Annotated in this window: 1 protein-coding gene and 1 pseudogene; one reads left to right on the plus strand and one right to left on the minus strand. The window is 62.4% G+C overall.

What is annotated here, in order from left to right; translation table 11 throughout:
- Nucleotides 1–53: 53 nt before the first annotated feature.
- The gene (locus BSG20_RS39145; RefSeq protein ID WP_420884152.1) at nucleotides 54–254 is read left to right on the plus strand and encodes a hypothetical protein; all 201 of its coding nucleotides are present in this window, start codon (nucleotides 54–56) and stop codon (nucleotides 252–254) included.
- A gap of 739 nt (nucleotides 255–993) precedes the next feature.
- On the opposite strand, the pseudogene BSG20_RS35300 reads toward BSG20_RS39145, so the two are convergent.
- Nucleotides 994–1,400: pseudogene (locus BSG20_RS35300) on the minus strand (transposase); the annotation flags it as partial.
- Nucleotides 1,401–1,466: the final 66 nt, after the last annotated feature.

Here is a 1,466-nt window from a genome sequence, read left to right on the forward strand (position 1 = left end):
ATTGCCGGCGCCTGATGAGCGTTCCCGGCGTCGGCCCGCTAATCTCCACGGCGATGGTGGCGGCGTTCGGAACGGGCGAGGCTTTCGAGTGGGGCCGCGCTTCGGCGCCTGCCGCGCCAGTACAGTACCGGCGGCCGATCGGTTCTGGGAAATCAAGCGCCCGCCTCGATACTTCCTGTCGATGCTCTACCGCTCTCCGAAGGGTGAATTGCACCTTGCGCCGACGCCGCGAGCCTTGGAGAAACCGGCCATGAACTAGCGTCAGATCGCTCGTTTTCGTTTCGGATGATCGGCGAGTGGGGGAAAATTGCGCTCGAGGAAGGGGCACTCAAAGGAGTGGCCCGCGATTGCCGTCGAGGACCTGCCGGCGATCGGATTTTGAGCGGTCGCAAAACGGCAAAGGGTCGCATCAACCGAGAGCAAGCTGCAGCCGCGGCCGCCGGGCTTCATCGCAATCTCTGCCGGCGAACGGCAGGGCGGCGGCTTTTTTTGGCCGCATGCGGCGAGGGCTGGATGTCGGTTTTCGCGCGCGGCGGCGCAGGGACGATGGCCGGCGTTGGAGCGCAAGCACGGCCGGATCAGCGCTTTGGTTTCGGCGCCGAAAAAGTTGGAGGGGAGGGACATGGGAATGGAAGCTCCTTTGCATGCCAGCGTTGTCGATCGAATGGGCCACTAGGACCGTTCGGCCGTCCAGCAACAGCATTGCCGAACGATTTTCCCTGCACCTGGCGTTACTTCCTCGCGAGACAAAATCGCCCGTCAATACCGTCCTCCGCTAACGCTGCGTCCCTACGGGTGCAGGCTCCTGCCTGAGCCGGTCCTCTGTCGTGTCATCGACAACGCAAGCAAAGGAGATACCGCGATGTCCGACCTCGTGAACTTCATCCAGATCGACGACGAAACCAACACGCTGACCGGCAATCTCGCCACACTCACCTTCGATATCGACATCACCGGCGCGGCGGTCGAAAGCACGAACCCGAAGGCCCCGGTTCGCAGCTCGCTGGCCGTGCTGCCTTTGCGATACAGCCGCGCATCCGGATCGCTCGTGTGCACGTGCGTGTGGTTGCTGCGCGATTGTCCGCGGAAGTCGCTGCGGTCCTCGTCATCGCCGTCCTTGCGCTTGAAACGCTTGTGCCCGGCCCAGGCCTGGATCAACGTGCCATCCACACTGAAATGTTCGCCCGGCAACCAGCACCTGCTCCATCAATTGCCGGCGCAATGCTGGGGCGACCGCCTTTGGCACTGCAGGCGTACATGCCAGAAAACAAGCCATCTAGCCGCACCAGCGCTTCGTTGGCCATCAGCCGGATCGGGCGCAGTGGATGATCGGCTGGAACGAAATCCTCCAACCGCTTCATCGTGAACAGCTGCTCCAGGAACACATCGCTCCCGCGCATCGAACCGCCTCGCCAAGGCGGATGTAGTCTATCTTTGGCCTAGCTATTTCAGCAGCCTGCTAGTCT

Source organism: Rhizobium tibeticum (genome assembly GCF_900110205.1).
GTDB classification, from domain to species: Bacteria; Pseudomonadota; Alphaproteobacteria; order Rhizobiales; family Rhizobiaceae; genus Rhizobium; species Rhizobium tibeticum.